Source organism: Nocardia sp. NPDC127579 (assembly GCF_042672005.1).
Classification (GTDB): Bacteria; Actinomycetota; Actinomycetes; order Mycobacteriales; family Mycobacteriaceae; genus Nocardia.
The window spans coordinates 20,831-44,724 of the sequence record NZ_JBHXVZ010000014.1 but is presented as its reverse complement, the minus strand read 5'-3'; the positions used below and the strand labels follow the sequence as shown (position 1 = coordinate 44,724).

The 23,894-nt window shown below is 68.3% G+C and carries 22 protein-coding genes and 1 riboswitch; of the genes, 8 read left to right on the top strand and 14 right to left on the bottom strand.

The window, feature by feature from the left end:
- Positions 1-13: 13 nt before the first annotated feature.
- The 3 genes from ACFVMC_RS31940 to ACFVMC_RS31930 form a co-directional block, all read right to left on the bottom strand.
- A complete protein-coding gene (locus tag ACFVMC_RS31940; RefSeq protein ID WP_379216519.1) occupies positions 14-904 on the bottom strand; it encodes a nuclease-related domain-containing protein in 891 nt (296 codons plus the stop codon).
- Positions 905-981: 77 nt separating this feature from the next.
- Entirely contained in the window at positions 982-2,373 is a 1,392-nt protein-coding gene (locus tag ACFVMC_RS31935) for a DUF2252 domain-containing protein (RefSeq protein WP_379216518.1), read from the bottom strand.
- Between the two features lie 39 nt (positions 2,374-2,412).
- Positions 2,413-4,089, bottom strand: coding sequence for a GMC oxidoreductase (locus ACFVMC_RS31930; protein WP_379216516.1), 1,677 nt, complete (start codon positions 4,087-4,089; stop codon positions 2,413-2,415).
- 132 nt (positions 4,090-4,221) lie between these two features.
- On the opposite strand from ACFVMC_RS31930, the gene ACFVMC_RS31925 reads away from it, so the two are divergent.
- From ACFVMC_RS31925 to gcvP, 7 genes are all read left to right on the top strand, one after another.
- Positions 4,222-4,836, top strand: coding sequence for a CDP-alcohol phosphatidyltransferase family protein (locus ACFVMC_RS31925; RefSeq protein ID WP_379216515.1), 615 nt, complete (start codon positions 4,222-4,224; stop codon positions 4,834-4,836).
- Positions 4,837-4,924: 88 nt separating this feature from the next.
- Entirely contained in the window at positions 4,925-5,323 is a 399-nt protein-coding gene (gcvH, locus tag ACFVMC_RS31920; protein ID WP_379216513.1) for a glycine cleavage system protein GcvH, read from the top strand.
- A gap of 170 nt (positions 5,324-5,493) precedes the next feature.
- Entirely contained in the window at positions 5,494-5,979 is a 486-nt protein-coding gene (locus ACFVMC_RS31915; protein ID WP_379216511.1) for an FHA domain-containing protein, read from the top strand.
- Positions 5,980-6,016: 37 nt separating this feature from the next.
- A complete protein-coding gene (locus tag ACFVMC_RS31910; protein WP_379216595.1) occupies positions 6,017-6,802 on the top strand; it encodes a MerR family transcriptional regulator in 786 nt (261 codons plus the stop codon).
- 160 nt (positions 6,803-6,962) lie between these two features.
- Positions 6,963-7,436, top strand: a complete 474-nt coding sequence (locus ACFVMC_RS31905; RefSeq protein ID WP_379216509.1) for a bifunctional nuclease family protein — start codon at positions 6,963-6,965, stop codon at positions 7,434-7,436.
- Between the two features lie 171 nt (positions 7,437-7,607).
- Positions 7,608-8,168 (top strand): MerR family transcriptional regulator, encoded by a 561-nt coding sequence (locus tag ACFVMC_RS31900; protein WP_379216507.1) that lies wholly within the window; start codon positions 7,608-7,610, stop codon positions 8,166-8,168.
- A 66-nt stretch (positions 8,169-8,234) separates the two neighbouring features.
- A riboswitch (glycine riboswitch) is annotated at positions 8,235-8,335 on the top strand.
- A 146-nt stretch (positions 8,336-8,481) separates the two neighbouring features.
- Positions 8,482-11,322: an aminomethyl-transferring glycine dehydrogenase gene (gene gcvP / locus ACFVMC_RS31895; RefSeq protein ID WP_379216505.1), complete on the top strand. Its 2,841-nt coding sequence runs from the start codon at positions 8,482-8,484 to the stop codon at positions 11,320-11,322.
- A 25-nt stretch (positions 11,323-11,347) separates the two neighbouring features.
- On the opposite strand, the gene ACFVMC_RS31890 is transcribed toward gcvP, so the two are convergent.
- From ACFVMC_RS31890 to ACFVMC_RS31845, 10 genes are all read right to left on the bottom strand, one after another.
- Positions 11,348-11,935, bottom strand: a complete 588-nt coding sequence (locus ACFVMC_RS31890) for a TetR/AcrR family transcriptional regulator (RefSeq protein ID WP_379216503.1) — start codon at positions 11,933-11,935, stop codon at positions 11,348-11,350.
- Between the two features lie 95 nt (positions 11,936-12,030).
- Positions 12,031-13,701, bottom strand: coding sequence for a VWA domain-containing protein (locus tag ACFVMC_RS31885; protein ID WP_379216501.1), 1,671 nt, complete (start codon positions 13,699-13,701; stop codon positions 12,031-12,033).
- 111 nt (positions 13,702-13,812) lie between these two features.
- Positions 13,813-14,100: a WhiB family transcriptional regulator gene (locus ACFVMC_RS31880; protein WP_379216499.1), complete on the bottom strand. Its 288-nt coding sequence runs from the start codon at positions 14,098-14,100 to the stop codon at positions 13,813-13,815.
- Positions 14,101-14,114: 14 nt separating this feature from the next.
- Positions 14,115-14,663, bottom strand: coding sequence for an HNH endonuclease (locus ACFVMC_RS31875; protein ID WP_379216498.1), 549 nt, complete (start codon positions 14,661-14,663; stop codon positions 14,115-14,117).
- Between the two features lie 306 nt (positions 14,664-14,969).
- Positions 14,970-15,509, bottom strand: a complete 540-nt coding sequence (locus ACFVMC_RS31870) for a DM13 domain-containing protein (RefSeq protein WP_379216496.1) — start codon at positions 15,507-15,509, stop codon at positions 14,970-14,972.
- A gap of 45 nt (positions 15,510-15,554) precedes the next feature.
- The gene (locus ACFVMC_RS31865; RefSeq protein WP_379216494.1) at positions 15,555-16,691 is read right to left on the bottom strand and encodes an acyl-CoA dehydrogenase family protein; all 1,137 of its coding nucleotides are present in this window, start codon (positions 16,689-16,691) and stop codon (positions 15,555-15,557) included.
- An 80-nt stretch (positions 16,692-16,771) separates the two neighbouring features.
- The gene (locus ACFVMC_RS31860; protein ID WP_379216492.1) at positions 16,772-18,061 is read right to left on the bottom strand and encodes an acyl-CoA dehydrogenase family protein; all 1,290 of its coding nucleotides are present in this window, start codon (positions 18,059-18,061) and stop codon (positions 16,772-16,774) included.
- Between the two features lie 2 nt (positions 18,062-18,063).
- On the bottom strand, positions 18,064-18,693 hold the full coding sequence (locus ACFVMC_RS31855; protein WP_379216490.1) for a TetR family transcriptional regulator: 630 nt from the start codon (positions 18,691-18,693) through the stop codon (positions 18,064-18,066).
- A complete protein-coding gene (locus ACFVMC_RS31850; RefSeq protein ID WP_379216488.1) occupies positions 18,690-19,739 on the bottom strand; it encodes a zinc-binding dehydrogenase in 1,050 nt (349 codons plus the stop codon). The genes ACFVMC_RS31855 and ACFVMC_RS31850 overlap by 4 nt, the downstream gene beginning before the upstream one ends.
- Complete coding sequence (locus ACFVMC_RS31845; protein WP_379216486.1) at positions 19,736-20,485, bottom strand: SDR family NAD(P)-dependent oxidoreductase; 750 nt, start codon at positions 20,483-20,485, stop codon at positions 19,736-19,738. The genes ACFVMC_RS31850 and ACFVMC_RS31845 overlap by 4 nt, the downstream gene beginning before the upstream one ends.
- A 236-nt stretch (positions 20,486-20,721) precedes the next feature.
- Here ACFVMC_RS31845 and ACFVMC_RS31840 point away from each other — a divergent pair, with 236 nt between their 5' ends.
- A complete protein-coding gene (locus ACFVMC_RS31840) occupies positions 20,722-22,899 on the top strand; it encodes a malate synthase G (RefSeq protein ID WP_379216484.1) in 2,178 nt (725 codons plus the stop codon).
- A 274-nt stretch (positions 22,900-23,173) separates the two neighbouring features.
- On the opposite strand, the gene ACFVMC_RS31835 is transcribed toward ACFVMC_RS31840, so the two are convergent.
- Positions 23,174-23,749: a TetR/AcrR family transcriptional regulator gene (locus ACFVMC_RS31835; protein WP_379216482.1), complete on the bottom strand. Its 576-nt coding sequence runs from the start codon at positions 23,747-23,749 to the stop codon at positions 23,174-23,176.
- Between the last annotated feature and the right edge of the window lie 145 nt (positions 23,750-23,894).

Sequence of the window (23,894 nt, the reverse complement as noted above, 5' to 3'; positions counted from 1 at the left end):
GAAGGCGACAGAACTACGGCCCATAGGTGAGCGCCGCGGTGATCACGAACCACAGCACCCACACGACCGCGACGATCATGCCGAAGGCCAGCGCGGCGCGCATGAGCCCGCGGCCGACGTTCACGTGTCCGGGCTCCGCCGGATACAGCTTCCAGGGGCTGTACCAGGGCGCGGTGACGACCCGCCCGCGCGCGGCCTCGCGTTCGGCGACGGCCAGTTCCTCCGCGTAGGCCTCGGCCTGGGCCTGCTGCGGGCCGCCGTGCCACAACGTGATGTCGATCGGGCCGAGGAAACCCTCGGCGAGCAGTTCCTGCGGTGCGGGCAGATAGGGCAGGATGCCCATGGCGCGGAAGGCCACCGCCACGTCGTTGGCGGTCCACAGGTGCTTCTCGGATTCGGCTAGCGTGCCGAAATACGCTTCCAGCGCCTGGGCGTCGTTGCCGAGGATGACATCGAAACTCGGGTCGCTCCAAGCCTGTTCGACCGTGAGCTCGGCGCCGCGCAGCGGGACGATGAGCGCGACGCCGTGTACGGCGCGCTGGCCGAGCCCGCGCGCGGCCAGCCAGTTCTGCAACGCGAAGGTGTGCTCGCGGGACTTGTCCAGCGGCGTGCGCCGATCCCGGCCCTCCAGGACGGCGGGTTCCTCGTCGATGGTCCAGGGACCGTTGAGCGGGATCTCCAAAACCCCGTCCTGGCGCGCCACCAGCGCCTCGGCCTCGATCACCACGCAGCTGGTCGGCGTCCAGATCACCGCGTCGAACTGGAACAGCCGGTCCTCGTGGAACAGGCTGCAATTGATGGTCGCGACGCCCTTGGGATCGGTCGGTTCCTTCCAGGTGCGCAGCCAGTCGATCAGTGCCCGTTCGGCATTCGTGCCCGCCGGATTCTGGACCCGTACCAGCATGGTGACCGCCCTTCAGTCGTCAGTGCACAGAATACGAGCCCCGCGCGCCCCGGAGGGCCCCGACGGGCCCGGCGTGTTCAATCGAGCGGAAGTTCGGCGGGCAGCTGCCCGGCTTCGACGGCGGCGACCAGGCGCGCGTGATCCTGCTCGGTCCGGTCGGCGTAGCGCACCGCGAACGCCGCCACCGCGTCCTCGAAACGTTCGTCGCCGTCCAGATACCCCGCGGTCAGGCGCGGGTCCAGCGACCGGGCGTGCGCGCGGGCCAGCAGCGCGCCCGCGAGCCGGCCGTAGTCGTCGAGGTCGTCCGCCGACAGCGTGGCCGGGTCGATACTGCCCTTGTAGTTGCGGAACTGGCGCACGATGAAGGGCAGCGGTTCGGAGCCGAGCCGCACCGAGGTCCAGCCGAGCAGAATGTCGCTGTGCGCCTGCGACAATCGCGCGGCGCGCACGATCCGCTCGCCCTCGTGTGCCACCGGCGGCGCCGGCAGATACGGCGCCAGCGCCGAGGGGATCGACTGCTTGAGCTGAAGCACCAGGGCCTCGCCGTCGTTGCCGTGCAGCAGCGCCACATAGCTGTGCAGGCCGACGCTGCCGGTGCCGACGATGCGGAAAGCGATGTCGGATACCGCGAATCGGGCCAGCAGGTGCGCGCCGGAATCCCGCAGGGTGCTCGCATAGCCCTCCAGGCCGTCGATCACCGCCTCGGCGATCTCGTCGGGTACCGCGGTCAGCACCGGCGGATCACTGACGAAGCGGTGCTTGCGGATTCCGGTCTCGTGGTCGTCGATGTGGGTCCACTTCGCCACCACTTTGGCGCTGGTGTTCTTGCGTGCCTTCTTGGCGGCCTTCTTGAAGTTGTCCAGCAGATCGTCGGCCTTGGCGGTGCCGATCACCGATTCGTCCGGCAGGGCGGTCCAGGCGGCCAGGAAGGGCATGCGCGAGAGCTGATCGGTCTCGAGCCGGTAGGCGCGGGCCGCCTCGTGCGCGGCGTGGCGGCAGCCGTCGGCGTCGACCCCGGATTCCCGGCCCGCGAGCACCAGGCTGGCCGCCAGCCGGTCCACGTCCCACTCCCATGGGCCGGGCACGCTCTCGTCGAAATCGTTGATGTCCATGATGATGTCGCCCTGGGCGGTGCCGAACAGCCCGAAGTTGGCGGCATGGGCGTCACCGCAGATCTGCGCGGTCAGGCCGGACACCGGGCCGCCGTGCAGGTCCGCGGCCATCAGACCCGCCGCGCCGCGATAGAAGGTGAACGGGCTCGACATCATGCGGCCGATGCGCAACGGCACCAGCTGCGGCAACCGGTTCGCGTGCGCGGCGCGCAGGAAATCCAGGACATCCGGGCGGTCGGCCCCGAGGGCGGCGCGGTCGCGCGCCGTCACGGGAGTTGTCTCCCGCAGTGCGCGGCCCCGGGCGCGCACCTCGGCCTCGGTCACATGCGCGCGTAGATCGATACCACTGTCTGACACAACCGATCACGCTAGCGCGCGCGGATCACCAGCACCTAGTCACTGCACCGGCGTGATGGGCAGGCGAAGTGCGCCGGGCGCGGCGGCCGGCACCGCGGGCCTGCGGGGCGCGACCGGATCGATGCGCCGATACGCCGCGCCGAGCTCGGGCCGCGGATCGGCCTCGTCCTTGTTCGGCCAGAACGCCATCGCGCGCTCGGCCTGCGCGGTGATGGTCAGCGACGGGTTCACACCCAGATTGGCGGTGACCGCCGAACCGTCCGCGACATGCAGCCCCGGATGCCCGAAGACGCGCTGATACGGATCGACCACGCCGGTGTCGGGGCCCTCGCCGATGACGCAGCCGCCGATGTAGTGCGCGGTCGCCGGGATGTCGAACACGTCCATGATCAGGCCGTGGGTATCGCCGTCGACCTTGCGGGCGAACCGGCGGCCGATATCGTGCGCCAGCGGAATCCAGGTCGGGTTCGGTTCCCCGGTGCCGGCCTTGGTCTTGAGCTGTCCGCGCCGCCGGAACGAGGTCAGCGAATTGTCCAGCGACTGCATGACCAGCAGGATCACCGACTTCTCGGAGGCGCGGTGGGCATTGAGGCTGCGCAGGAAGACCAGGGGGTGCACCAGGATCGCGAGCAGGAATCGCAGGAAGCGGAACGCCCCGCCGTCCACGATCGGCACCGACATCGGGAACAGCGCGTTCTGGCCCTTGCCGTAGTGACACACCTCGATGTGGGTGTCGGCCTCGGGATGGATGGAGGAGGTGATCGCGATGCCCTCCGCGAAGTCGGTCCGGGCGCGGCTCACCACGTTCAGGATGGCCTCGGAGTTGCTGCGGGTCAGTTCGCCGAGCCGGGGTGAGAGTTCGGGCAGCACGCGCTCGTCGCGCATCTTGTGCAACAGCTTCTGGGTGCCCAGTGCCGCGCCGGCGAACACCACCTGCTGCGCGGTGAAGGTCCTGGGCTGCTTGCGGATCCAGCGGTCCGGTCGCGCGGTGTCGACGGCGTAGCCGCCCTCGGGCAGCGGGCGCACCGCGGTGGCGGCGGTGAGCGCGTGCACCTCGGCCCCGGCCTGCTCGGCCAGATACAGATAGTTGGTCGGGGTGGTGTTCTTGGCATTGTGCGGGCAGCCGGTGAAACATTGCGCGCAGTGCACGCAGCCGCGCCGGCGCGGGCCGGCGCCGCCGAAATAGGGGTCCTCGACCTCGGCGCCCGGGTCGGCCTCGTTGAAGAAGACGCCCACATTGGTGGCGTGGAAGGTCTCGCCGACGCCCAGGTCCTCGGCGATCTCCCGGATGACCTCGTCGGCGGGGGACAGGCGCGGGTTCGGCGCCACGCCGAGCATGCGTTTGGCCTGGTCGTAGTACGGGGCCAGTTCGGCCCGCCAGTCGGTGATGTGCGCCCACTGCCGGTCGCTGTAGAAGTTCGGCAGCGGTTCGTAGAGGGTGTTGCCGTAGATCAGTGAGCCGCCGCCGACGCCCGCGCCGGAGAAGACCGCGCACTTGCCGAGCACGCTGATCCGCTGGGTGCCGGTCAGGCCCAGGCGCGGCGCCCAGATGGATTTGCGCACATTCCAATTGGACTTCGGCAAATCCTCAGCACTCCACCGCCGTCCCGCCTCGAGGACACCGACCCGGTATCCCTTCTCGGTCAGCCGCAGCGCGCTCACGCTGCCGCCGAAACCGGAACCGATCACTACCACGTCGTAGTCGAAGGCGGGCATGGACTTCCTCTCCCTCAGCGAGCAGAACTTCTGAGATGGTTTCACGTGTGGTCTCTCACGGATAGAGATGTTCGGCCACTCGCGGCGTGCCCGGATAGCGTTTCGGGGGTGCGGTGCGGTATGCACGGGCGTGTGACAAGCGACCTCACCGGCGTGCGTGCGATCCTGGCCGATCGCATCGTGACCGTCCCGAACGTGCTCAGCGTGATCCGCATGCTCGGCGTGCCGCTGCTGCTGTGGTTGCTGCTGGTGCGGCACGCCGATGGCTGGGCGTTCGCGCTGCTGGTCGCCAGCGGCGTCACCGACTTCCTGGACGGAAAACTCGCGCGTCTGCTCGACCAGTCCTCGCGACTGGGCGCGCTGCTCGACCCGTTCGTCGATCGGCTGTATCTGGTGGCCACCCTGCTGGCCTTTCCGCTGCGCGGTCTGATCCCGTGGTGGCTGGTCGGTGTCCTGGTCGCCCGGGAGCTGATCCTCGCCGCCACCCTCTCCGTCTACAAGCGTCGCGACCTGGATCCGCCGGAGGTCATCTACCTGGGCAAAGCCGCCACCTTCGCGCTCATGTCCGCGCTGCCCTGGGTACTGGCGGGCCAGATGGACTGGGCCCTGGCCGGTTTCGGTCACGCCTTCGGCTGGGCCTTCCTGATCTGGGGCGCCGCGGTGTACGTCTGGACCGGCGTGCTCTACACCGCCAAGGCCGTCGCGGTGGCGCGGGCGATACCCGCTGGGGCGCACCACACCCCGTAGCGCATCGGGGTATTCCACCCCGCCGACTGTGTGGGTCGGGCCGGGCGCATTAGAGTTGCGTGCAACCTTCGACAGGAAAGGACGGCCTGTGACCGATCTGCCCGACGATCTGCGCTACACCGAGGAGCACGAGTGGGTGCGCCGTGTCGGCCCCGCCCGGGTCCGCGTCGGCATCACCGACTACGCCCAGTCGCAACTCGGCGATGTGGTGTTCGTGCAGCTGCCGGAGCTCGACTCCGACGTCTCCGCAGGTGATGGCATCGCGGAAGTGGAGTCCACCAAGAGCGTTTCCGACATCTACGCTCCGCTGGCGGCGAAAATCGTTGCGGTGAACCAGGATCTGGACGCGGCGCCGGAAACGCTGAACACCGACCCCTACGGCGACGGCTGGATCTTCGAACTGGAGGTGGAGGACGCCGACGGTCTCGACAAGACGCTTGCCGAATTGCTGGATTCCGCAGGTTATCAAGGAGTTATCGGGGCCTGAAGGTCCCTTCCCAGTTCTCCCTGCACGGGCACGCCCCGGCAGGGTACGGTCAATGCCAACAGTTCCGCCGGGGTCTCGACACCGGTGTAGGGCGGCACGGACCCAGCGTTCGTGCCGGAGATGGCATCACCTGCTTGCATGGATAATCAGGTTCGAGGAGGAGAGAAACGGTGAGCGAGAACAAAGACCCGGGTTACCAGGAGACCGCGGCCGAGACGACGTCGGTCTTCCGCGCGGATTTCCTGAACGAGGTCGACGCGTCGCGCTCCGCAGAGGTGACCGGCGAGCAGCCGGTCCAAGGGGTCGAGGGCCTGCCGGTGGGTGCGGCCCTCTTGGTCGTCAAGCGCGGCCCGAACGCGGGCTCGCGGTTTCTGCTGGACCAGCCGACCACCTCGGCCGGCCGGCACCCCGACAGTGACATCTTTCTCGACGACGTCACCGTCAGCCGTCGGCACGCGGAGTTCCGGCAGGACGACGACACGTTCCAGGTGGTCGATGTGGGCAGCCTGAACGGCACCTACGTCAACCGCGAACCGGTGGACTCCTCGGAGCTGCAGAACGGCGACGAAGTGCAGATCGGCAAATTCCGGCTCGTGTTCCTCACCGGGCCGCGCGCGCAGGTCACCGAGCCTTCGGCAGGTGCGGGCAGCTTATGAGAACGGCAGCGCCGACGATCTCGACGGGATCGGCGCTGTGACGGGAGCGGCGCAGTGGTCGCGCGGCGGAATCTCGATCGGTTCCGTGCTCGACCTGCTGCGACCGGACTTTCCGGACATCACCATCTCGAAGATCAGATTCCTCGAAGCCGAGGGTTTGATCCGGCCCGAGCGCACCCAGTCGGGCTATCGCAGATTCTCGGTCGCGGACACCGAACGGCTCAGATTTGTGCTGACCGCTCAACGCGACCAGTATCTGCCGCTGAAGGTGATCAAGGAACAGCTCGAGGCGATCGATAAGGGTGCGGCGACGCTCGGTGTGCGGGAAGCCCGCGCCCGGAGCTCGGCCGTCCCGGCGGCCGCCGACGCTCCCGAGGTCCGGCTCACGCCGCCGCGCAAACTCGGTGTCGTGCCGGGCGAGGTGTCACCGGAGGAACTGCGCTTCGATCACGAAATCCGGCTCACCCGAGCGGAATTGCTGACCCAGGCGCAGATCGAGGACGCCTTCCTCAACGATCTCATCCGCGCCAACCTGATCGTTCCCGGTGCGGCGGGCTATTTCGACGCCGATGCGGTCACGCTGGCCCGCACCGCGGCCGCGATGGCCGAATTCGGGTTGGAGGCACGGCATCTGCGCGCGTTCAAGCTCGCCGCGGATCGCGAGGCCGCGCTGGTCGCGCAGATCGCCGCGCCGATCGCCAAGAGCCGTGACGCCGGAGCGCGGGCCCGGGCCGAGGAGACCGTGCGCGAACTCGCCGCGCTGTCGCTGACCTTGCACACCTGCCTGGTCAAGGCCTCGGTGCGGAACTCCCTGGGCAACTGAGCGTGCCGCCCACGGCGCGCCCATCTCCTATTCCACCATGGCAACACGCCGATTTCGGCTGTGCACACCGATCGCAGAGGTGCTCCGAGTTCGCTTAGACTCGGTGGTACGGCGAGCCCCGCGGTGGTCAGGCCGGGCCGCGAGTATTGGAGGCAGTTCGATGAGTGAAATGCGGGTCATCGGCATTCGTGTCGAGCAGCCACAGAATCAGCCCGTGCTGCTGCTCCGCGAAGTGTCCGGCGATCGATACCTACCGATCTGGATCGGTCAGGCCGAGGCGACCGCGATCGTGCTCGAGCAGGAGGGCGTGACGCCGATCCGTCCGCTCACCCACGATCTGATCAAGACGCTGATCGCCAAGCTGGGGCATACCCTCGAGGAGGTTCGCATCGTGGACCTGCAGGAGGGCACCTTCTACGCCGATCTGGTCTTCGAGAACGGCTTGCGGATCTCCGCACGGCCCTCGGATTCGGTTGCCATCGCCTTGCGGGTGGGTTGCCCCATCTACGCGGAGGAACCGGTGCTCGAGGAGGCCGGGCTGGTCATGCCGGACGAGAAGGAAGACGAGGTCGAGAAGTTCAAGGAGTTCCTCGAATCGGTCTCTCCGGACGACTTCAAGGCGACCGATAGTTAGAGCATGCTCCCGGTAGGGCCGGGAGTCTGAACCACTGGTCGAGACTTTAACCGCGCGTCGCGCTTGGTCCGATGCTCGTGCTCCCGGGAGAATCAGGGGAGTAACCTCGAAAGTTGGGCGGGCCGCCGAGTCGTCGGATGAGGGCGCGGCGTCGAAGTAAGGGAGTGGTCAGTGGCAGAGCAAACGCAGGATGATGTCGTACAGCCTGGCCTGTTCCCGGATGACTCGGTCCCGGACGATCTAGTCGGTTACCGCGTTCCCAGTGCGTGCCAGGTGGCCGGAATCACCTACCGGCAGCTCGACTACTGGGCGCGAACCGGGCTGGTGGCGCCGTCCATCCGGGGTGCCGCGGGTTCCGGGTCGCAGCGGCTCTACTCGTTCAAGGACATCTTGGTACTCAAGATCGTCAAGCGGCTGCTGGACGCGGGCATCTCGCTACAGAACATCCGGATCGCCGTCGATCACCTGCGCAGCCGCGGCGTGCAGGATCTGGCCGGGATCACCCTGTTCTCCGACGGCACCTCGGTCTACGAGTGCACCTCGCCCGAGGAGGTAGTCGATTTACTGCAGGGCGGACAGGGAGTGTTCGGTATCGCCGTCAGCGGAGCCATGAAGGAACTCACCGGGGCAATCGCCAATTTCCCGGCCGAGCGGGCCTCCAGTGTCACCGAGCGCCCCGAGGACGAGCTGTCCTTCCGGCGCAAGGCGCGGATGAACCGCAAGACAGGGTAGTGACGCACCGAACACGGACCTGGTGACAAGGAAGTCGCGACGCACCACCTAAACTGGGCGGTGCGTCGCCGCCGTGCGGGAGAGTCCCGGTATCGATTCGACACCGGGCGCCGAAGGAGCAGCACCTCCCCGTCAATCTCTCAGGCAACAGGGACCGTACGGGCTTCGGCGCCTCTGGAAAGTGGTGATTTCGTATCACCCGCCCATGGGGAAAGGGACCACCACTCCCGAATCTCTCAGGCTCCAACGACAGAGGGGGAGGGCAGGACCTTGTCGACCGCACCGGTCGACCCGCCCCGACCTTGGAGCCGCCGTGATCCCGACTCGTAGTTTCGCCGACCGCCATATCGGTCCCGATCAGGGCGAACTCGCCACCATTCTGCCCGTCGTCGGGGTCGGCAATCTGGACGAACTGGCCGGTCGCGCGGTACCCGCGAGCATTCTCGACGAGATCGCCACCAACGGCCTGGACGCCCTGCCCCCGGCCCTGTCCGAGCACGAGGCGCTGGCCGCGCTGGCCGCGCTGGCCCACTCGAACACCGTGGCCACCACCATGATCGGGCTCGGTTACTACGACACCCTCACCCCGCCTGTGCTGGTGCGCAACCTGCTCGAGAACCCGGCCTGGTACACCGCCTACACCCCGTACCAGCCGGAGATCTCGCAGGGCCGGCTCGAGGCGCTGCTCAACTTCCAGACCATGGTGTCGGATCTGACCGGGATGGAGGTGGCGAACGCCTCCATGCTGGACGAGGCGACCGCCGCCGCCGAGGCGATGACGCTGTTGCAGCGCGCCAACCGCAAATCCAAGTCGGCCCGGCTGCTGGTCGACGTCGATGTCTTCCCGCAGACCCGCACCGTGCTGGCCACCCGGGCCGAGCCGCTCGGCATCGAGATCGTCACCGCCGATCTCGCCGAAGGTGTTGTGCCGGAAGGTGATTTCTTCGGTGTGCTGCTCCAGCAGCCCGGCGCGTCGGGCCGGATCCTGGATTGCGCGCCGATCATCGCGGCCGCGCACGAGCGCGGCGCGCTGGTCGCGGTCGGCGCGGATCTGCTCGCGCTGACCCTGATCACCCCGCCCGGTGAGCAGGGCGCCGACGTCTGTTTCGGCACCACGCAGCGGTTCGGCGTACCGCTCGGATTCGGCGGGCCGCACGCGGGCTATCTCGCGGTGCACTCCGCGCATGCCAGGCAGCTGCCCGGGCGTCTGGTCGGGATCTCGGTCGACGCCGACGGCAATCGCGCCTACCGGCTCGCACTGCAAACCCGTGAGCAGCACATCCGCCGCGAGAAGGCGACCTCCAATATCTGCACCGCGCAGGTGCTGCTGGCCATCGTGGCCGCCATGTACGCCTCCTACCACGGTCCGGAGGGGCTGCGGAATATCGCGCGCCGGGTGCACGGGCACGCGCAGTGGCTGGCCGCCGGGCTCGGCGACGCCGTCGTGCACCAGAGCTTCTTCGACACCGTGCTGGTGCGGGTGCCGGGCGGGGCCGAGGCGGTGGTGGCCAAGGCCAAGGGCGCCGGGATCAACCTGCGCCTGGTCGACGCCGACCACGTGGCCATCGCCTGCGACGAGGTCACCACCGACAGCCACGTGGTTGCGGTGCTGGATTGCTTCGGCGCGGAGGTCCCGGTCGGGCCGGAGGGTGCGCTGTTCCACGGCCACCGCCGCCCGCATATCGAGAACCGCGCGTCGGAATTCCTGACCGCGCCGGCCTTCACCCGCTACCACACCGAGACCGCCATGCTGCGGTACCTGCGGTCGCTGTCGGACAAGGACATCGCCTTGGACCGCAGCATGATTCCGCTGGGCTCCTGCACCATGAAGCTCAATGCCACCGCCGAGATGGAACCCATCACCTGGCCGGGGTTCAGCCGCGTGCACCCCTACGCGCCCGTCGAGGACGCGCCCGGGTTGCGCACGCTGATCAGCGATCTGGAAGGCTGGCTGTGCGCTGTCACCGGATACGACCGGGTCTCGTTGCAGCCCAATGCCGGTAGCCAGGGTGAGTACGCGGGTCTGCTCGCGATCCGCCGCTACCACCTCGATCGCGGCGACACCCACCGCGACACCTGCCTGATCCCGTCCAGCGCGCACGGCACCAACGCCGCGTCGGCCGCCATGGTCGGCATGCGCGTGGAGGTCGTGAAATGCCGCGCCAACGGCGATATCGACCTGGACGATCTGCGCGCCAAGATCGCCGACCATGCCGAGCGGCTGGCCTGCATCATGATCACCTACCCGTCCACGCACGGCGTGTACGAGCACGAGGTCGCCGAACTGTGCGCGCTCGTGCACGAGGCGGGCGGGCAGGTCTACGTCGACGGCGCGAACCTGAACGCGCTGGTCGGGCTGGCCCGGCCGGGTAAGTTCGGCGGCGATGTCAGCCACCTGAACCTGCACAAGACCTTCTGCATCCCGCACGGTGGCGGCGGCCCCGGTGTCGGCCCGGTCGCGGTGCGCGAGCACCTGGCGAAGTTCCTGCCCGGCAATCCGCTGGAGGCCGGGTCGCACGCGGTGTCGGCGGCCGAATTCGGTTCTGCCTCCATCCTTCCCATCACCTGGGCCTATATCCGGATGATGGGCGCCGAGGGGCTGCGCCGTGCCACCCTGACCGCCATTGCCTCCGCCAACTACATCGCGCGCCGGCTCGACGAGCATTTCCCGGTGCTCTACACCGGCGACAACGGCATGGTCGCGCACGAGTGCATCCTGGATCTGCGCGAGATCACCAAGCGCACCGGCGTCACCGTCGATGATGTGGCAAAGCGCTTGGCCGACTACGGTTTCCACGCCCCGACCATGAGCTTCCCGGTCGCGGGCACGCTGATGGTAGAGCCCACCGAATCGGAGAACCTCGAGGAGCTCGACGCGTTCTGCGACGCCATGATCGCGATCAAGGGCGAGATCGACCAGGTTGCCGCCGGCGTCTGGCCGCTCGAGGACAACCCGCTGCGCGGCGCCCCCCACACCGCGGAATGCCTGGTCGGCGACTGGACCCACCCGTACTCGCGCGAGACCGCGGTCTACCCCCGCGGCCTCGGCCACGCCCGCGCCAAGATCTGGCCGTCCGTCCGCCGCATCGACGGCGCCTACGGCGACCGCAACCTCATCTGCTCCTGCCCACCCGTGGACGCCTACCAGGACTGATCGCGTCGACCGCGGCGCCGGGGTCCTAGAGGACTCCGGCGCGGGCGGCGGCGAGGGCGGCGTCGGCGGCTTTGGTGGCGTCGTCCGGGGTGAGCGGTTCGTGGGTGACGAAGATGCGGTAGTAGATCGGGGCCAGGGCGAAGCGGATGAGTTCGTCGCCGTCCACGGTTGCGGGTAGTTCGCCGCGCTCTACTGCGCGGTCGACGACGATGACCGATTGTTTGCGGCGGGCGGCCGTGAAGTTCTGCATGGCGGCGGCCGCGGCGGGGTTCTGCATGCCCGCGAGAATGAACGCGGATCCGATCGCTCCGCCCTGTGGGCTGGCGAATCCGGCCCGGACCGCTTCGGTCAGCGCGCGCAGATCGCCGGCCAGGGTGCCGGTGTCGGGAATCGGGATGGGCTCGGTGGCGGCCAGTTCGAGCGCGTCGGCCACCAGTCCTTCCGGGCCGCCCCAGCGGCGGTAGATCGAGGTCTTGTGTACGCCGGAACGTTTGGCGACATTCTCGACCGTCAGGCCCTGGTATCCGCGCTGGGTCACTTCCACCAGCGTCGCTTGCCGGACCGCGGCCCGGACACGCGCACTGCGTCCACCGGGCCGGCGCTGGGTCTCCACAAACAACTCCCGCTCGAGTTCAGATCTGGCACCGAAGGTTAAGCCTTCAGTTGTTGCAATTGTCGCTCCCCGGTCGGTGCGACCGACATCCGGGGTTAGGGCGTGGTGAGCGCCTTGACCATCGCGGTGCCGAAACTGAGGTCGTTGGACGTGGCGAGCCTGGTATAGCTGCCCCCCGTGCGCCCGGCCAGATCCTGGAGGGTCTGGGTGCCCGTTCCGCCGACGACGATGATATCGATGCGCACCGGCTTGGTTTTGTCGATGGCGGCGGCGATGTCGGCCAACAGCTTCGCGCCGGTGACGGTCGAGTCGTCGTCGGGTCCGTCGGTCACCAGCAGGATCGAATTGGTCTTGCCCGCAACATAATTCGTGACGGCGCTGCGATAGGCGGCCAGCAGGGTCGGGTAGGCCTGGTCGGTGCGTGAGTCGCTGACCTCGACATCGTCGAGCGCGCCGGTGAACGCCGCGCGCTGGGTGTCGGACAGCGCCTTGGTCGGCGTCAGTACCTCGTACGGGTCGGTGCCGTCGAGGTTCTTCGCGAAGGCCCACAGCCCGAGCCCGAAATCCGGCGGCATCACGTTCACGGTCGATTTCAGCGCACCGATCGTGGTGGCCAGCCGGGTGGCAGAGCCGTCGAGGGTCGACATGGACGACGAGGTGTCCAGCAGCACCGTCGCCTGCACGCCCAGCACCGGATTCGCCAGGGTGGCGCGCACCTTCTCCAGGGCCGCGCGCGCGGCGCCGGGTCCGGCGGCCGGCGGCGTGGTGGTGAACCCGGCGGCGGTGAACACCGGCGCCTGTTCGGGTGCGCGTAGGTATTCGGTGAAGACGCTGGCGATCAGGTTCTGGGTCTGGTCGACCCAGTGCCCGGACATCATGGCCGCGGGATGATCGGCGATCGGGGCGGCGCCGACCGGCCGGAAGATCGCCGTCCCGCCCTGTGCCTGGATCTGCTGTTCGGTCGCGGGCACCGCGTGCACGGCGGCCTGCGCGGGTTGCGGCGCGGCGATGGTGGCCAGCGCGGTCAGGGTGTCGGCCTCGGGTGCGCCGGAGGCCAGTCCGGATACCGCGGACACGACTTGGCCGGACTGTGCGGCCTGTTCGGTGAGTGGATCGGTGCCCGAGGTCGCGGAGGCGACGGCGGTCGCCGCGGCCAGGGTCGCGTCACCCTCGGGGAGCGCCAATTTCAGGCCGCCCCAACTGCCGAGGCCGATCGGGGCGAGTGAACCCTGTTGCAGCCGGGGCAGATCCGCCCAGGTGGTTCCGGCTTCTTCGAGTGCGGCCCGCAACGGTTCGGGAACCGCCAGCACCACCGGGCTGGCCGCGATCGGCACCGGATTACCTTCGATCAGGCCGGGGACCCGGGCGGCTTCGATGGCTCGCGAGGAGCCGGGAATCCAGAGCGCGGGTTGCGGGCCGAGCACTCCGTTCCACGGGCCGTCGGCCGTGAGCCCGGCGACCATCTCGGTCGAGGACCGCGCCGTCACCACCACTTTCGCGCAGTGATCACGCACCAGCGGGGCGGTGGCGTTGTACTTGTCGGCGACGGCCTTGACCGGCGCCTCGATATCCGGATCGACGGTGACGTAGAGGGTCGAGTCGCCCTCGACGCATTCCCCGGCCGCCGCTCGATTGTCCTGCGCGGCCCTGTCTCTGAACTGAAACCATGCGAAGACCGCCCCGGCCAGCAACAACACGGCCACCACTGCGATAACCGGACCTTTGCTGACGCCCCGGGATCTGGTTCCGCTGCGATGTGTGCCCACGGCGCACAGTCTATGGTCACGTCCGATTCGGCGGGCGACCGGTCGTGGGTTCGCCGGTGGCGCGCGGACTGCCGCGCTACGGCGGCAGTCCGCGCGGACGCGGGTGTGTTCTCACTCGCGGATCATGCGGCCACGGTCGAACTCGTGCCCGCCCCAGACGCCGGATTGTCCGGTGTCGGCGGCGAATTCGCCGCAGGCGCGGCGGATCGGGCAGCCCGCGCAGATGCCGCGGGCGTACTCGAAGTCCTCCGACGGGTACGGGAACCACGCGTCGTGATTCGAGTCACCTCGGCACGCGGCCCGATGCCAATCCCGGGTGTCGGAGAGTGGGAGCAGCTCCGCCAGCGTCGGTTCGGTGGCGTTGTCGGCCGCTCGGCTCAGTGCGGTTCGGACAGTCATATCGTTCACTCCCCTCAGGTGGTGGTTGCCAGTTGCTTCCAGACTTGGCGTTGCCGCCGGGCCAGGTGGTCCGGCGCCCGGGGCACCCACAGCAGTCGCATGCCCGCTTCCTCCGGCGTGCGGTCGGCCTTGGCCGAATTGCACGGGGCACAGCAGGCGACGAGGTTGCTCCAGGTGTTGGGGCCGCCGCGGCTGCGCGGCCGGATGTGGTCCACGGTGCGGGCCCATGCCGCGCAGTAACCGCAGCGATGGTTGTCGCGGCGCAGCACACCCGCGAGCGTGGCGCGGCTCTCGTCGCTGGTCGGCACACGGTGCTGGAGGTAGACGTAGCGCAGCAGCCGAATCGTCTCCGGCAGTGCGATTTCCAGCTGCCTGGAGCGAATCGGGAAGTACGGTTCGCGATCGGCGACGGTTTCGGCGGTTCCGCTCGTCACCAGCACCACGGCACGGTCGGCGCTGATCTCGTCGAGCGCCTCGAAGGAGGCGTTCAGGACCAGTACCGGAGTGTGTATCCAATTGTCTGCGGTCAACGCCACCGCATCGGTGGCACGGCGGAACGGCATGGGGCTCACCATGTTTCGTGAAGGGTCGGAGAATTCGACAGGCAGCGGCGACCGAAGTGTCGCGGGCTGGGGGAGTGCGGCGGGTCTAGCGACCGGTCTGGAGGAGGACGGCGCTCGGTTCGCATCCGGTCGCCGAATTCTTCATATCTCGGGGTTGCACAGGCCGTCTCCTCCTTCCGCGGAAGTCTGTCGGACCACCCCGCCGATCGGGGTGATCATCGTCTGAATCCATGGTGGCACACAGCACCGGCCGTTGTCGGCTCATTTTCCGCCGACCGGCCGGTGCTGTTCCGAATTACGTTGTGGTCAGGCCTTTTCCAGCGTCGCCGCACCGAAGGACACATTGAACCGATCGCACCAGATCGACACGCTGGTGTACTTCGCCAGATCCGTGCCCTCGGGGATCGTGTAGTTCTGGCTGCCCTTGTTGCCCTTGAGTTCGCCCAGGTCCAGGTATTGCCCGTCATCGAAGACGCCCCATCCGTCGCGGCCCTCGAGCACCGGCGCGTCGGTGAGCCAGACATGCAGGTCGGGCCCGTCGGAGGTGTCGAGATCCTCGAGGCGCAGCACCCGGCTGCCATCGGGCAATCGCAGGATCACCAGGCTTCCGGTGGTGGTGTGTTCGTGCGAGAGAAACCGGCCGATGGACAGCGGCGCGGGCAGCTGGGGCGCCGCGCCGGCACCCGAACCGGGGGCGGGTGTCGGCGCGGCCTCGCTGACGGTGGTATCGGTGAACAGCTTCCAGGGCTCGAAATACGCCGCCCCCGCGCCGAGCGCCAGAACCAGCACGGCGACCGCGACCAGCGCGATCTTGCCCTTGTGCGAGCCGATCCGTGCGAACACCATGTCCCCATTCAACACCTCTCGGCCGGGACACGCCCAAGCCGCGACCTACCCCAGCGGGCCGCCTCCGAGTGCGACCCGGCCGGTGAATCGGAGCTGCTTGGCCCGCGGCAGCGGGTGGAAATGCACGCCGTGGATATCGCGGTAGTGCATCTCCAGCGGGCACTCTCGCGAATAGCCCACGCCACCAACGGTTTCGATGGCCAGCCGGACGGTTTGGACGAGTTTGTCGGCCGCGACGGTCTTGCGGCTGAGTGTGCGGGCGGCGTAGGCGTCGGTAGCGGCGAAGCGCAGGTTCTCCGATGCAGTGAACATGGCCGCGATCAGGTCCGCGGCGGTGGTGTGCGCGTTGGTCATCTCGCCCGCGAGCTGGACGGTGTGCGGCTCGACGCGCCCGCGGACCAGGCCGGTCGCGACCTCGACCGCGTTGTCGGCGATCCCGAGGTAGGCGGCCAGCACCAGCGGCAGCGCCGCACCGATCACCACATTGAGCAGCGGCGGCCAGATATCGGCGGGACGGGCCAGCGAGATCGCGGCATCGGGCACGAAGACGTCCTCGAGCACCACGGTGTGCGATCCGCTGGCCCGCAGCCCCAGCGTGTTCCAGGTCTGTTCGATCCGGACGCCGGGCGCGCCGAGTGGAACGGCACAGTGCAGTGCCTGCGCGCCGCCCGGCGCCTCGTCCCAGCGGAAGCTGGTCACCAGCACGGTGCCCGCTTCGCACCCACTGGCCGGCCCTTTGCGGGCGTGCACCCGGTAGCCGCCGTCGACCCGGACCGCGCGTCCGCTGGAACCGACCCAGTCCGCAGCGCCCGTGCTCACCAGGATGGCCCCGGCCGCGACCTTGCCGAAGAGCGCGCTCGCGTCCTGGCCGCTGTGGTGGCGCCACACCTGGGTGGCGACCAGGTGTGTGTGCATGGCGAACGCGACCGCGGTGGCGGCGTCGTGCCGTCCCAGCTCGCGCAGCGCCGCCCCCAGCTCGGTGTGTGTCGCGCCGCCACCGCCGAATTCGACCGGGACCAGCGCGGCGGACAGGCCCGACTCGCGCAGCAGGTCGAAGGCGGCGGTGGCGAGTTCGCCGGTGCGGTCGCGCTCGGCGACCTCGGGGCGCAGGGTGAGCCCGACGGCGCGGGCGCGGGCGACCCAGTCGGTGGCGGTGCGGGAATCGGCGGTGGTAGTCGTCATGCCCGGGTGCTACGCGGGCGCCGCCACACCGGTTCTCGCCGTGGCGGGAATCCACCCCCAGGGTGGGGGATGGTCCACCCTCAGAGGTTGCCGACCGCGTGTTCCAGCCGGCGCGCGACGAGTTCGCGCGCCGCTTCGCGCAGGGCGGGCCGGTAGCCGGAGGGGTACACCGGGTCCCCGGGCGCGTAGGCCTTGAGCACCTCCTTGGCGAGGGTGATCTTGTGCACCTCGGTGGGACCGTCGGCGATGGCCATGATCTGCGCGTAGTTCATCATGTCGACGAACGGCAGATCGGTGCTGACGCCGAGCGCGCCGTGCAGGTGCATGGCCCGCTGGGCGATATCGTGCATGACCTTCGGCATGGCCACCTTGATGGCCGCGATGTCGTGGCGGACCTTGCGGTAGTCCTGTTCCTTGTCGATCCGCCAGGCGGTGCGCAGCACCAGCAGCCGGAACTGCTCCATCTCGATCCAGGCCTCGGCGATCTTCTCCTGCGTCATCTGCAGGCCGCCGAGCACGCCCTTGCGCATGGGCCGCGACACCGCGCGCTCGCACATCATGTCGAACGCCTTGCGCACCATGGCGACCGTGCGCATGGCGTGATGGACGCGGCCGCCGCCGAGCCGGGTCTGGGCGACGATGAAACCGAGTCCTTCCGCGCCGAGTAGCGCGTCGGCGGGCACCCGGACATCGGTGAACCGAAGGTGGCCTTCGTTTTCCGAGAACCCGGGCACAGTGAAGTTCTTGACGATCTCCAGGCCCGGCGCGTCGGCCGGGACGATGAACATCGAGAGCCGCTGGTGCGGTGCGGCTTCCGGATCGGTCACCACCATGACGATGTGGAAGCTGGCGAATTCGGCGGCCGAGTTGAACCACTTCTCGCCGTTGATCACCCAGTCGGCGCCGTCGCGCACCGCGCGGGTCCTGAACGCGGTCGGATCCGACCCGCCGGTGGGCTCGGTCATGACGTAGCAGGACCCGATCTCGCCGTCGAGCAGTGGCTGGAGGTACTTCGCCTTCTGCTCCGGGGTGCCGAAATGCGCGAGGATCTCGGCATTGCCGGAATCCGGTGCCTGGCAGCCGAATACCAGCGGCGCCCACTTGGAGGTGCCGATCACCTCGTTCAGCAGCGCCAGCTTGACCTGTCCGTAACCGGGGCCGCCGAGTTCCGGGCCGAGGTGGCAGGCCCACAGACCCTGCTCTTTCACCTTGTCCTGCAACGGTTTCATGAGCGCGCGGACTTCGGGGTTCTGCCGGTCGTAGGGTTCGGGGTAGATCAGATCGAGGGGTTCGACCTCGGTCGCGACGAATTCGGCGACCCAGTCCAGCTTCTGCTGGTACTCCGGGTCGGTATCGAAATCCCAAGCCATGATCAGCCTTTCGTCTTGTCGGTGGTGATGCCGTCGAGGAAGGTTTCGGCGAGCAGGTCGGCGATCTCGCCGGGGGAGTGGTTGCCGTCCGGGCGGTACCAGACGGTCACGCTGTTGAGCATGCTGAGCAGGCTGTTGGTGATGACGTGGTCCGCGGTGCGCAGCAGGCCCGCCGCGTGCCCCTCGTCGAGCACCCGCTGCCAGCAGTCCTGCACGTCGTCGCGCAGGTCCTGGAGCTGTTCGGCGCGTTCGCCGGTGAGCGCGGTGATATCGCGCAGCTGAATCGCGACCTCGCGCCGGTGCACGATGATCAGGCCCACATAGCTGTGGATCAGCTTGTGCAGCTTGGTGATCGGGTCGTGGCCGCTGGCGGCGATCGCCTCGGCGTCGGCGCGCATGAGCTGGATGTAGTCGCGCAGGATCTGCCACAGCAGTTCCTCTTTGGATCCGATGTGGTAGTACAGCGCGCCGCGCTGCACGTTGGCGCGTTCGCCGATCTCGGCGACGCCGGTGCCGTGGAAGCCCTTGTCCGAGAACAGTTCCAGCGCGGCTGCCACGATCCGATCGCGGGTGTCCTCGGCGGTCGTCTCGGAGGCGGGCGGGCGGCCGCGTCTGCGCATCGGCGTACTCATGTCCACGGGTCCAGCACGATCTTGGCGACACCGTCGGCTCGCTCGGCGAACATCTTGTACGCCGCTTCGCCTTCCGACATCGGCATGTGGTGGGTGACAACGGTTTCGGGCCGCAGCCGCCCGGCAGCGGTGAGCCGCAGCAGCGCGGGCAACTCGGATTGTATCGAGCACAGGCCGATATGGAATTCGAGCTCCTTGACCTGTGCGAGCGGCATATTCACCGGGAAGGCCGGATTCTGGCTGACGCCGATGACGCTGACCCGCCCGCGCGGGCGAACCGCGCTCATCGCCAGTTCGATGGTGGCGTCGGCGCCGACCGCCTCGATCGCCACCTCCGCGCCGCCGTCGAGCAGATCTCGAATGGCGGATTTCGGGTCGTCGGATTCGACCGGCTCGGCGCCGAGTTCGGCGGCCCGGGCCCGTCGTTCGGCGATCAGGTCCACGCCGAGCACGCGCGCCGCGCCCATGGCGAACGCGGACTGCACGGCCATCAGCCCGACCGGGCCCAGCCCGATCACCACCACGTGGTCGCCGGGGACGATGCGGGCCCGACGGGCGCCGTACCAGGCGGTGGGCGCGTTGTCGGTGAGCGCGATCGCCGCGTCGTCGCCGATCGAATCGGGCAGGCGCAGTAGGTTTCCCGGCGCGTGCGGGACGGCCAGATACTGTGCCTGCGCGCCCGCGAGTGCGCCGCCGAGACCGTAGCAGGCGTCGATCGGCAGTGGTCGCCGCTCGCAACCGGCCACCAGGCCCCGGCGGCAGTTCCGGCACCGATCGCAGCCGGCCGAGGCGGGCACCAGGACGCGGTCACCGACCGCGAATCCGTGTGCGTCGGGCCCGATTTCGGCGATCACGCCCGTCGCCTCGTGTCCGACGCCGTACCCCGTGCCCGGTACGAAGCCGTGGCCGCCGTAGATGTGCAGGTCGCTGCCGCAGATCCCGGCGGCGGTGACCCGCACGATCGCGCCGTCGGAGCCGGGAAGTACCGGATCGGGCACCTCGTCGTAGCCGATCAGCTTCGGCCCCCGGTAGGTGAGTGCTCTCATCGCCATCCTCCGTCGAGCGCGAGCGTGCTGCCGGTACAGAACGCCGAGGCTTCGGTCGCGAAATACAGTGCGGCGCCGACGATGTCGGCCGGTTCGCCGATGCGGCCCAGGGCGTTGTGGCCGCTCAGATACGCGGTCATCTCCTCGGTCCAGGCCCGGGCGATGTCGGTGGCGAAGGGCCCGCACTGGATGCCGTTGACCCGCACCGTCGGCCCGAAGGTCTGGGCCAGCCCGGCGGTCAGATTGTTCAGTGCCGCCTTGGCCGCCGCGTACGGCACCGCCAGCGGCTCGGGGTGCGCGGCCTCGATCGAGGAGATATTGATGATCCGGCCGCCCGCGCCCGCGGCCATCCGGGCGCCGATCAGGGCGGCGAGCCGGAACGGTCCTTTCAGATTTACCCCGACGACCTTGTCGAACATGGCCTCGGTGACCTCGCCCAGACTCGGATACAGCAGCGACATGCCCGCGTTGTTGACCAGCACATCGACCCGGCCGAACGCGTCGTAGGCGGCGTCGACCAGGGTGCCGCACTGGTCCCAGTCACTGACATTGCAGGCGACGGGCAGCGCCCGCCGCCCGAAGGTGGACTCGATCTCCTCGGCGAGGGCCGTGCAGCCGTCGAGCTTGCGGCCGGCGATCACGACATCGGCGCCCGCGGCGGCGAAGGCCAGCGTCATGGCCTTGCCGAGGCCGCGGCTGCCGCCGGTCACCAGGGCGATCTGGTCTCGCAGGGGTTGGTCGGGCATCCGGCCTCCTGGGGCAAGTAATGTTCCGATCAGTACATTAATTCGGGCAGTGGTTAGAATCAAGGGGTCGACCGGCCGACCGCCGGTATCGGAGAGCTCGCAGACGGCGGACCAGCGCCGAGCGGAACAGATTGCACGCGGTTTGTGTTGACCCGACGCACGAAGTGGCATCTACCGGCGGGTAACATTACGAGCGTCTTATTTAACCCGGTTCTTCTCGACAAGTGAGGCATGAGATGACAAAGCGGATTCAGGTCGGCGGCCTTCAGGTGGCCAGCGTTCTCCACGATTTCGTCGAGAACGAGGCGCTTCCCGGCACCGGCGTAGACTCCGCGGCGTTCTGGGCCGGCGCCGAGCAGGTCATCAACGATCTCGCTCCGCGCAACCGCGCGCTGCTGGCCGAGCGCGACGAGATCCAGGCCGAGCTCGACGCGTGGCACGCCGCGAACCCGGGCACCGGCTACGACAAAGCCGCCTACAAGACCTTCCTGACCGAGATCGGCTACCTGCGCCCCGAGCCGGAAGCCTTCCAGATCTCCACCCAGAACGTCGACGACGAGATCGCCGTGCAGGCCGGCCCGCAGCTCGTGGTGCCGGTCATGAACGCGCGCTTCGCGATCAACGCCGCCAACGCGCGCTGGGGTTCGCTCTACGACGCGCTCTACGGCACCGACGCCATCTCCGAGGAGAACGGCGCCGAGAAGGGCACGGGCTACAACAAGGTGCGCGGCGACAAGGTCATCGAGTGGGGCCGCAACTTCCTCGACGACGTCGCCACCCTGATCACCAGTTCGCACCTCGGTTCGACCGGCTACAGCATCGTCGACGGTGAGCTCGAGGTCGGCCTGGAAGACGGCACCACCATCGGCCTGGCCGATCCGTCGCTGCTCGTCGGCTACCTCGGCGACCCCGCCGCGCCCACCTCGATCCTGTTGAAGCACAACGGATTGCACATCGAGATCCAGATCGACGCGAACTCGCCGATCGGTTCCACCGATACCGCGGGCGTCAAGGACATCGTGCTCGAGTCCGCCGTCACCACCATCATGGACTTCGAGGACTCGGTCGCCGCGGTCGACGCCGACGACAAGACCGTCTGCTACCGCAACTGGCTCGGCCTGATGAAGGGCGACCTCGCCGAAGAGGTCAGCAAGGGCGGCAAGACCTTCACCCGCACCATGAACCCCGACCGCGTCTACACCGCGCTCGACGGCAGCGACCTTGTGCTGCACGGTCGTTCGCTGCTGTTCGTGCGCAACGTCGGTCATCTGATGACCTCCGACGCGATCATCGACGCCGCGGGCAACGAGGTGCCCGAGGGCATCATGGACGGCCTGATCACCTCCCTGATCGCCAAGCACGCCTTGAACGGTGACACCGAACTGAAGAACACCCGTACGGGCTCGGTCTACATCGTGAAGCCGAAGATGCACGGCCCCGACGAGGTCGCCTTCACCAACGAGCTGTTCGGCCGCATCGAGCAGGTCATCGGTGTCCCGGCGAACACCTTGAAGGTCGGCATCATGGACGAGGAGCGCCGCACGACGGTGAACCTGAAGGCGTGCATCAACGCCGCGTCCGAGCGTGTGGTGTTCATCAACACCGGCTTCCTGGACCGCACCGGCGACGAGATCCACACCTCCATGGAGGCCGGGCCGATGGTCCGCAAGGCCGATATGAAGGCCCAGCAGTGGATCCTGTCCTACGAGGACTGGAACGTCGACACCGGCCTGGCCACCGGCCTGCCCGGCAAGGCGCAGATCGGTAAGGGCATGTGGGCCATGCCCGATCTGATGGCCGACATGCTGGTTCAGAAGATCGGTCACCCGAAGGCCGGCGCCAACACCGCGTGGGTGCCGTCGCCGACCGCCGCCACCCTGCACGCCACCCACTACCACCAGGTGGATGTGTTCAAGCAGCAGGCCCAGATCGCCAAGGGCGGCCCGCGTGCCACCGTCGATCAGATCCTCGAGATCCCGCTGGCCCAGGACGTCAACTGGACCGACGAGGAGAAGCAGCAGGAGCTGGACAACAACTCCCAGGGCATCCTCGGCTACGTGGTGCGCTGGATCGACCAGGGCGTCGGCTGCTCCAAGGTCCCCGATATCCGCGACATCGGCCTCATGGAAGACCGCGCCACCCTGCGCATCTCCAGCCAGCTGATGGCGAACTGGCTGCGCCACAACGTCGTCACCGAAGCCGAGGTCCTCGCCTCCCTCGAGCGCATGGCCCCCGTCGTCGACAAGCAGAACGCCGGCGACCCCAACTACCGGCCGCTGTCTCCCGATTTCGCCGGCAGCATCGCCTTCCGGGCCGCCAAGGAACTGGTCCTGGAGGGCACCAAGCAGCCCAACGGTTACACGGAACCGATCCTGCACCGGCGTCGTCGCGAGGCCAAGGGCGCCAGCATCTAGAGTGATATCAAGTGACTGAAAGTGTTCTCTAGCAATGCTTTTCAGTTCGAAGCCCCGCGCTGGACCTACACCGGTGCGGGGCTTCTCGCATCACGGCAACTGAGCCGGAGTATCCCCGCGTCACGTGTTATGTTGTGGCCGAGTTGTATTCGTTGACGAACCGGAGTGGGGGCGGGGTTCGGAGGGGAATGCCTGTGAGCCGGCCGAGCATCGGAAACCGGTCGTAAAGACCGCCTTCGGGGACGGTGAGGAGATGCCCTCCGGGGTCGGCCTCTCAGGAGTCGACCGACGCGATCGCGAGGAAAGCGCTGCGCACCCGCTCGGCGACTTCCTCGCTCGATGTCGCATGCAGCTTGCCGTCGAGGTACAGGCAGGCCAGTCCGTGTGCGAGTCCCCAGCCGGCGGATGCCAGGGCCGAGGCATCCGCCTCGGGAAAGACCTGGTCGAGCGCCTCGGCCAATCGTTCGTGCAGAGCGTCGGCGGCCTTGACCCGCTCGTCGTCGGCATCGTCACACGGCTTGCCGAACATCACGCGGAACAGAGCCGGGCGTCGTAGCGCGAAGTCGACATAGGAGACCGCGAACTCGGCCAAGTCCTGGCGCGAGGTGGGCGGGTTGCGACCCTCGCCGAGATGTGTCAGCAGATCTCGGAATCCCTCGACGGCCAGTGCGGACTCCAGTGCGTCGCGGTCTTTGAAATGGCGGTACGGCGCCGTCTGCGACACGCCCGCCCTGCGCGCGACCGCGCGCAACGAGAAGGGTTCGCCGGCCTCGAGCATTTCCATCGCGGCCGACAGCAGCGCCGCGCGAAGGTCGCCGTGATGGTAGCCACTCTTCTCGAATGTTGACATTGCTCACTTCGCCCTTCTATGCTGTGTTAGCACTGTAAACATAACGCACGTCAGCGGTAACCTGGCCGAACCTCGTTACCACCCCGCGGCGCATCGGCGCGCGCTGCTCGATATCCGAGCGGGCCCGGGCATCACCCATCACCTC

Bases quoted from the DNA above. Each gene is read 5' to 3' on its own strand.
- ACFVMC_RS31940 (WP_379216519.1), bottom strand. From the start codon at position 904: ATGCTGGTACGGGTCCAGAATCCGGCGGGCACGAATGCCGAACGGGCA.
- ACFVMC_RS31880 (WP_379216499.1), bottom strand. From the start codon at position 14,100: ATGACTGTCCGAACCGCACTGAGCCGAGCGGCCGACAACGCCACCGAA.
- ACFVMC_RS31930 (WP_379216516.1), bottom strand. From the start codon at position 4,089: ATGCCCGCCTTCGACTACGACGTGGTAGTGATCGGTTCCGGTTTCGGC.
- ACFVMC_RS31860 (WP_379216492.1), bottom strand. From the start codon at position 18,061: ATGGCTTGGGATTTCGATACCGACCCGGAGTACCAGCAGAAGCTGGAC.
- ACFVMC_RS31835 (WP_379216482.1), bottom strand. From the start codon at position 23,749: ATGTCAACATTCGAGAAGAGTGGCTACCATCACGGCGACCTTCGCGCG.
- ACFVMC_RS31850 (WP_379216488.1), bottom strand. From the start codon at position 19,739: ATGAGAGCACTCACCTACCGGGGGCCGAAGCTGATCGGCTACGACGAG.
- ACFVMC_RS31905 (WP_379216509.1), top strand. From the start codon at position 6,963: ATGAGTGAAATGCGGGTCATCGGCATTCGTGTCGAGCAGCCACAGAAT.
- ACFVMC_RS31870 (WP_379216496.1), bottom strand. From the start codon at position 15,509: ATGGTGTTCGCACGGATCGGCTCGCACAAGGGCAAGATCGCGCTGGTC.
- ACFVMC_RS31865 (WP_379216494.1), bottom strand. From the start codon at position 16,691: ATGACGACTACCACCGCCGATTCCCGCACCGCCACCGACTGGGTCGCC.
- ACFVMC_RS31840 (WP_379216484.1), top strand. From the start codon at position 20,722: ATGACAAAGCGGATTCAGGTCGGCGGCCTTCAGGTGGCCAGCGTTCTC.
- ACFVMC_RS31875 (WP_379216498.1), bottom strand. From the start codon at position 14,663: ATGCCGTTCCGCCGTGCCACCGATGCGGTGGCGTTGACCGCAGACAAT.
- ACFVMC_RS31855 (WP_379216490.1), bottom strand. From the start codon at position 18,693: ATGAGTACGCCGATGCGCAGACGCGGCCGCCCGCCCGCCTCCGAGACG.
- ACFVMC_RS31845 (WP_379216486.1), bottom strand. From the start codon at position 20,485: ATGCCCGACCAACCCCTGCGAGACCAGATCGCCCTGGTGACCGGCGGC.